The sequence below is a fragment of the Thermus composti genome (assembly GCF_014647535.1).
GTDB lineage: Bacteria > Deinococcota > Deinococci > Deinococcales > Thermaceae > Thermus > Thermus composti.
This window is the reverse complement of record NZ_BMPJ01000048.1, coordinates 1-6,200: the sequence shown is the minus strand read 5'-3', so window position 1 is coordinate 6,200 and position 6,200 is coordinate 1. Positions and strand designations below refer to the sequence as shown.

At 66.1% G+C, this 6,200-nt stretch carries 6 protein-coding genes and 3 pseudogenes; all 9 read right to left on the bottom strand.

Translation table 11 applies throughout. The features are described 5' to 3' along the window. Positions 1-76: 76 nt before the first annotated feature. Positions 77-643 (bottom strand): annotated as a pseudogene (locus tag IEX93_RS11165) (transposase); the annotation flags it as partial. A 14-nt stretch (positions 644-657) separates the two neighbouring features. Beyond that, positions 658-880: pseudogene (locus IEX93_RS11160) on the bottom strand (hypothetical protein); the annotation flags it as partial. 73 nt (positions 881-953) lie between these two features. Next, positions 954-2,168, bottom strand: a complete 1,215-nt coding sequence (locus tag IEX93_RS11155) for an MFS transporter (protein WP_229906184.1) — start codon at positions 2,166-2,168, stop codon at positions 954-956. Beyond that, positions 2,143-2,379, bottom strand: coding sequence for a hypothetical protein (locus IEX93_RS11150; protein WP_229906183.1), 237 nt, complete (start codon positions 2,377-2,379; stop codon positions 2,143-2,145). Before IEX93_RS11150 ends, IEX93_RS11155 begins: the two co-directional genes overlap by 26 nt. Positions 2,380-2,681: 302 nt before the next feature. Beyond that, on the bottom strand, positions 2,682-4,166 hold the full coding sequence (locus tag IEX93_RS11145; RefSeq protein WP_188848260.1) for a hypothetical protein: 1,485 nt from the start codon (positions 4,164-4,166) through the stop codon (positions 2,682-2,684). Between the two features lie 97 nt (positions 4,167-4,263). Next, entirely contained in the window at positions 4,264-4,503 is a 240-nt protein-coding gene (locus tag IEX93_RS11140) for a helix-turn-helix domain-containing protein (RefSeq protein ID WP_014516141.1), read from the bottom strand. A gap of 193 nt (positions 4,504-4,696) precedes the next feature. After that, positions 4,697-4,780 (bottom strand): annotated as a pseudogene (locus IEX93_RS11905) (IS982 family transposase); the annotation flags it as partial. Positions 4,781-4,796: 16 nt separating this feature from the next. After that, on the bottom strand, positions 4,797-5,774 hold the full coding sequence (locus tag IEX93_RS11135; protein WP_188848259.1) for an IS3 family transposase: 978 nt from the start codon (positions 5,772-5,774) through the stop codon (positions 4,797-4,799). Positions 5,775-5,799: 25 nt separating this feature from the next. Continuing rightward, a complete protein-coding gene (locus IEX93_RS11130) occupies positions 5,800-6,063 on the bottom strand; it encodes a transposase (RefSeq protein ID WP_188848258.1) in 264 nt (87 codons plus the stop codon). Positions 6,064-6,200: the final 137 nt, after the last annotated feature.

Below are 6,200 nucleotides of genomic sequence, written 5' to 3'. Positions count from 1 at the left end.
GGTTCTCCTTCCTCAAAGTCTCCACCCGGATCAACAGATCAGGAGTCCAGCAAATCTTCTTCCGCAGGCGGTCGTGTCAAGAATTTTGTGTAAGCGTTTGTGTACGAGGGGCATACCGCTCCTGAAGCATCCTCTCCAAAGTCTCCTGCACCTCCGCAAAGCCTTTGAGCCTCCGCTCCCCCCACCTCCCCTCTTGGCGCTCGGTCTCCAAGTACAAGAGCTTGAACACCGCCTCGGGTCGGGGAAACTTATGGTCCCTCACCTTCGTCCCCCTCCTTGCTTCCCGGATAAACCGCTCCATCAGATTGGTGCTGCGAAGATAGGGCCACAAGACCTCGGGGTACTCGTAAAACCGAAGCAAGGCCCCAGAGTCCCCCCACCACGCCGCCACCAGGGAAGGGTACCTCGCCCCCCACACCTCCCTGAACCGCTCCAGGGCTTCCAGGGCCTCCCGCCGGCTTCCCGCCCCGTACACCCCCCGCAAGTCCTGGGCCAGAAGGGCACGGTCCCGCGACCGCACCTGGGAAAGGCTAAAACGCACCATGTGCACCACGCACCGCTGCCACCGGGCCTGGGGGTAGACCCGGCGGATGGCCTCCTCTATCCCGGGCAGGCCATCGGTGATGAAAAGGAGCACCTGCCGGCATCACAGTTTCGCGCATTACCGCCCTGAGTGATGTCTCTTATCCTCCCCCCAAAACTCGGTTACCAGGACTCGACCATCAGGCATCGGGCAGAGGCTAGCCGGGCCTTCCAGCCCCCAGGCGAAGGGCTTTGCCTCCTCCATGTGGGTGGGCACGCGCAGGTTCCAGGCAAAGGGGCGCACGTACACCCGCCGCGTCCGGCCGCCGACCCTGACCTCTTGCACCTCCTTGAGCATCGCCATTCACCCCCTTACGGGTTAGCCCCAGAGTAGCAGCAGGGGAATACCGCCCGTGGAGCCCAGGAGGGCCTCATCCACGCCCCTCGGCGTCACCACGAGAGGAGAGAACCCTTTGGGAGAGGCGGAGGAGAGGGGGAAAGAGAAGGGAGGCCAGGAGGAAAACGCTCCCAAAGGCCACGAAGGCCCCCCTGGGCCCCAGGAGGTCCCCAAGCCCCCCGCCCAAGGGGGAGCCCAGGACCCGGGCCGTCTGGGTGAGGACGTTGACGTAGGCAAAGAGGCCCACCAGGGTCTCCGGGGGGGCAAGCCGCTGGAGGAAGGTCCGGAAGGCGATCCGGGCCACGGAAACCCCCGCCCCCGAGACCAAGGACCCGAGGAGGAGGTGGGGGTAAGGGAGGAGGCCGTTCCCCAGGTTGCCCAGGCCCAGGAGGCCAAGCCCCCCGAGGAGGCCAAGGACCGGGGGGAGGGAGACGCGGGTAAGGGCCTGGGCCACAAGGAAGCCCCCCAGGCTAAAGCCCGCCCAGGCGATACCTAGCCCCTCGGGCCGCTTGAGGTCGTGGAAGAGAAGAGCGGTGAGGACCCCGCCCCCCGTGAGGGCCAGGGCAGGGAGAAGGGCAGGTAGAGCAACGGGGAGGAGAACACCCAAGGGCACACCCCCAAAGGCCTTCCGCCTCCCTTCGGAAGGGCCTAGGGGAGGAGGGGCCTTCAGGCCCAGGAGGAGGACCAGGGCCACCCCCAGAGGAAGGGCGAAGAGGGGAAGGGCGTAGGGCCCCAGGCGGTCCACGGCAAAGCCCCCTATGAGGGGGGCCAGGACCAGGCCCAAGGTATTGGCCATTTCCCAGCGGGCGTTGGCCTGGGACAGGGCCTCCTTAGGAAAGAGGCGGGGCAGGGCGCTTCCCAGTAAAACGCCGTAGATGGCCAGAGCAGCCGTAAGGAGGAGGAAGAGGGCGAGCAAGGCGGCGTAAAGGAGAAGAAAGGTGCTAAGGCCAGGGCTTCCCAGGGCGAGGAGGGCCGCTACCCCAAGGCCAAAGGCGAGGAGGCGGAGCACCATTTGGGGCCTAGTCTCAAGCCAGGATTGGAGGAGAAAGGGGGTCAGGATGCTTGCTAAGGCTTGAACCAGGGTGAGGACCGAAGTTTGTAGCCCCGAGGCTCCCGCTTCCAGGAACCGCCATAGGCCCGCCACCACCAGGCCCTGGCCGGCCAGGGTTAGAAGGAAGGCGAAGAGGAAGAAGGAGAAGGTACCCGAGGGCGGAGTTAAATCCTTAGCCACGCTGGGACGCTGAGCCATCAAGGTCGAAGGCTTCCTGATTGAGAAAAATGCCCCTCTTAAAGCCGTAGAGTATTCCCCCGAACCGCTCTCTGCGTAGGACAACGCTAGCGTCGCTGGCAAGGACAAGGGGCACGTCTTCGACCCAAAGCCTTTCGTATTCCGAGCCTAATCCTTCTTCGAGGTCCTCCTCGTAAGCCAATATAAAATTGCCTGTATCAATGGCAACCATCAGGAAATCATGCTGCTGGCCTACGACCTTTGGAAGTTGTAAACCCTCTCGTGCATTTCTTCCACCCCCTTACGGGTTAGCCCCAGGGTAGCAGGGGGGAGGTTACGTCCAGGTTACGTGGAAGCTCTTCACAACGATGGCCCCTGCGTAACCTCGCGTAACCTCCCCCTTGGCACCCTGGAAGCATGAGGCACAGGTGGCCTTGGGTTCTCCTCGTGGGATGGCTTCTCCTGGCCCTTCTAAGAGGCCCTGGTCCCGCCCCTTCCCTGGCCTGCTGGAGTCCCGACTGCTTCCCTCCCGGTTCACACCCCGTACTCCCGGCGAAGCCGCTCCACCCGGGCCCGGGTGATGGGGTAGCGGGGATCCTCGGGGGATAGCCCCTCCAGGAGGGCCTCCCAAACCTCCAGGTCCTCCCCCAAGCGCTCTGCGAGGAGGAAGAGGGCTTCCTGGTCCCCCGAGGCCAGCACCGCCCGGCGCAGGGTCTCCTCCAGTTCTAGGCGGAGCGCCTCCACCCCCGGGGCCTGGCTCCAGGGGAGGAGGGGGCCCTGGTAAAGGGCAAGGGCCTGTTCCAGGTCTCTCCCGGAAAGGGCCCTGAGAAAGGCCAAAAGGTCCGAGGGAGGAGGGTCTTCCAGACGGTAGGGGGCGCAGGAGATCCGGAAGCCCTTGGCCCGCAGGCGGTGGAGGAGGGTCTTCAAGGCCCCTAGGTTGGGTTCCCCGTAGAGGGCCTCCGCCAGGGCTTCTCCCGATATGCCCTTCTCGTGGGCAAGGAGGAGGGCCAGCGCCTCCGTGCCCCTAGGCCCTAAGGAGGGTAGGGGACCTCCGTCAAGGAGGCGGAGGGAGGTCTCCTCCCCTCGGCCCAGCAGGAAGGCCCGGGCCTCGGGGCGGAGGGCGGGGGCCAGGCGGGGGGCCAGTGGGGCCTCTACCTCCGCCCCCAGGGCCCTGAGGCGGGCCTCGGCCAGGAGGGCGTAGAGGGCCCCGTCCTCCCGGAGGAGGCCGTGGGCGGAGAGGAGGAGATCCCTGGCCGCCTCCCCCCCTTCCAGGAGCCCCTGGGCCAGGAGGAGGAAGCCCTGGGACCACCCCGCCTGGGGGCCGGCCTGGGCCGCTTCCAGGAGGAGCCGGGCCCTAAGGGGTTCCAGGGCCAAGGCCCCAAGGACCAGGAAGCTCGGGAGGCTGCCCGGGCCCAGGAGGGGAAGGAGGCCCTGGAGGAGGGTCCGGGCCCGCCGGGGCTGGCCCCGGAGGAGGTGGGCCAGGGCCAGGGTGTGCCCGGCCAGGAGGCGCACCCCGGGCAGCTCGTGGAGCAGGAACTCCTCCCCCTCTTCCAGGACCTCGGGGAGGGGAAGGGCGCCGAAGAAGAGCTCCAGGCGGAGGTGGTGGAGCCGGGTCCAGGGGGAAGGGGCCTTGAGGCGGGCCAAGGCGGCATGGGCCAGGGCCTCGGGACGGCCCAGGCGCTCCAGGACCACCGCCAGGGCCAGGTGGAGCCGGGCCTCCGCCTGGGAGTTCCCCCGGAAGCGGTGGAGGGCCTCCTCCAGGGCCACCGCCCCTTCCCTCGGGGGCAGGGCGAGGCCCAGGTGGTAGAGGGTGAGGGGGGTCTGGGCCCTCCGGGCGGCCTCCAGGGCCAGGGCCCGGTACCCTCCCCAGTCCCCCTTGCGGCCCTCCAGGAAGCCCAGGAGGGCCAGGCGCTCCGCCTCGGGGAGGCCTTCTTGGGGGGTTTGGAGGAGGGCCAGGGCCTCCCGGTCCTTTCCCCCCTCCAGGAGGCGGAGGGCGATGGGGAGGCGGGATGGGTCCATAGGACCAGCCTAACGGCCCGCCCCAGGGCCCGCGGGCCATGGGCACCCGTACCCCCTACCTATGCCAGCTCCCTGCACGGCCCCTTGCGCCCCGGAGCTATTCGTCAAAGCCCAGGGCCCGGAGGTAGCGCTTCACCAGGTAGTAGGGCTTGCGGGCCAGGTAGTCCTTGCCCTGCTCCACCCGCAAGACCCAGTGGGGCCGGAGGCCCAGCATCCGGGCGAACCGGGTGGCGGAGACTCCCAGGGTCTCCCGCCTGCGCTTGAGCTCGGCGATGAACTCCTCATCAAAGAGGAGTTCCTCCGTGATCTTGACCTTGCCCTCGAACTTTCCTCCCATGGCGTTCTCCCCCTTCTCCTTGGTCCTCTAAAGCCAAGTTACTAGGGTTGGGAAGGCGCTTCAACACCAGGTTCCTGGGAAGCTGGGGGCCTTGGTGGACGCCAGGCTAGGAGGCGTCATCTAAAAGCTACCGCACCTACTCCCTCTAGGCAGCGCTCGCCCTCGCGGGGTACGAAGGTCTGCGCAGGTCCTCCACCCATTGGATGCGCCGAGTAAAAAGCCCGTGCAGCATGCTCCCCACCGTATCCACCACCCGTCGCCCCACGATGGCCAGGTGATCCGGCCCCCTGAACTTAGACACTTTCACCCTGCCTCCCGTGTGACGCCTCCAAGGTCTTTCCCAGCGCCTCCTCCATCACCTCCCTCGGCGTTCGGTAGCCCAGCCCTGAGTGCAACCGGCCCTCGTGGTAGTAGCGTAGCCGCTCCTCTTGGTGTTCCCCTGTCGGGGAAGCAGCCACCACCCCCCTTAGCTCCCCAAGGCTCTTGGCCTCCAAAAACTGGTCCTGACCCTCCCCCTTGAACCGCCCAAAAAAGCTCTCCACCACCGGGTTGCCCTTCGCCCCCATCAAGCTGTAGGAAAGCCGCTGCCCCTCCCTAAGAAGCGTCCCCACCCAGTCGTGGCTCAGAAAAGGACCCCCCTGGTCGTGGTGGACCAGGGCCCTGGGAAGTTCCCCCGTCACCTCCTGAATCCACGCCTTGGCCCGCTCCCAAACCCCTAAGGCCAGCTCCGCCGAAGGGGACGGCCCCAGACCAAAGGCCACCACCGTCCGCGTCCTGTGGTCCAGGATGGGCACGAACCAGGCCTTCCCTCCCCGGTAGGGCAGGAGGGTGAAGTCGGTGTACAGAAGTTCAAAAGGCTCCGGTTCCCTCTGCCTGAGAAGGAGGGCCCTCAGGTCTGCCCTCTCCCCGGCCAGAAGCACAATCTGCAGCAAGGGGTTGGGCTTGGGCCTCCGGGCGGTGCGCTTCAGGGAGAGGTGGAAGTCCTGCAACAGGCGGTGGACCCGTTTGTGGTTCACCGGGATGCCCTTCCTGTGGAGCTCCTGGGTGACCCGGCGGTAGCCGTACTCGGGGTGCTCCAGCAAGACCTCTTCGATGGCCCTCTTGAGGCGGAGGTCTTCCTCCTCCCGCTTCCGGTCCGCCTCAAGCTTCTGCTTCCGGTAGTAGTACCAGGTGGCCCGGGGGATCTCCAGGGCGCTGAGGACGATGGGCAGGGGGGCCAAACCCTGGGCCAGCACCTCGCGGGCCAGGTCGATGCGCTCGCCCAGGGTCATCTTCGTTACCTCCCCTGCCCGAGGGTCACGCGAAGCGTACGTTCCAGTTTTTTAGAAGGGCGATCTCCACTTCCTTCTTGCCGATGAGCTGCTCCAGGTCGCGGATCTTCTTCTCCAGCTCCTTCTCTTGGGTCTCGTTGGAGAAGAGGGTGGCCCCCTTTTCCATGAGCTCCGCTTTCCACTTGACGATGGTGTTGGGGTGGACGTTGTAGATGCGGGCGATCTCTACGAGGCTCTTTTCTCCTTTGACCGCTTCCAAGGCCGCCTGGAACTTGACCTGAGGCGGCACGGCTTTGGGCTTCTTCGTCTTGACCTCCCAGATGGGGTCATCCTACATCAGAATTGGCGTCTAGTCTAGGGGGTGTAATCGGTCAGCACATATGAGACTCTATGGGGACCGCCTCCCCCCGTATTCTAGCCAGGTAC

Coding starts and splice junctions, on each gene's coding strand:
- IEX93_RS11155 (WP_229906184.1), bottom strand. CDS start 2,168: ATGGCTCAGCGTCCCAGCGTGGCTAAGGATTTAACTCCGCCCTCGGGT.
- IEX93_RS11150 (WP_229906183.1), bottom strand. CDS start 2,379: ATGGTTGCCATTGATACAGGCAATTTTATATTGGCTTACGAGGAGGAC.
- IEX93_RS11145 (WP_188848260.1), bottom strand. CDS start 4,166: ATGGACCCATCCCGCCTCCCCATCGCCCTCCGCCTCCTGGAGGGGGGA.
- IEX93_RS11140 (WP_014516141.1), bottom strand. CDS start 4,503: ATGGGAGGAAAGTTCGAGGGCAAGGTCAAGATCACGGAGGAACTCCTC.
- IEX93_RS11135 (WP_188848259.1), bottom strand. CDS start 5,774: ATGACCCTGGGCGAGCGCATCGACCTGGCCCGCGAGGTGCTGGCCCAG.